This window comes from Cupriavidus sp. 8B (assembly GCF_054589115.1).
This window is the reverse complement of record NZ_BAAILO010000316.1, coordinates 1-246: the sequence shown is the minus strand read 5'-3', so window position 1 is coordinate 246 and position 246 is coordinate 1. Positions and strand designations below refer to the sequence as shown.

Here is a 246-nt window from a genome sequence, read left to right as displayed (position 1 = left end):
TGCGGCAGCGGGCACTGGTGGGCTCGCAAGCTCCTCGAGATGGGCTATGAGGTGAAGCTGCTGCACGCGAAATACGTCCGTCCATTCGTGCGAACCAACAAGACAGATGCGGCGGATGCGCGGGCGATCTGGACGGCGGCGCAACAGCCGGGCATGCCGGCAGTGACGCCGAAGACAGTGGAGCAGCAGGCGACACTGGTGTTGCATCGGATGCGAGAGCAGCACATCAAGATGCGCACGATGATG

Annotated in this window: 1 pseudogene; it reads left to right on the top strand. The window is 63.0% G+C overall.

Annotated elements, in window-relative coordinates:
• A pseudogene (locus tag ACYP5B_RS31150) lies at window positions 1-246 on the top strand (IS110 family transposase); the annotation flags it as partial.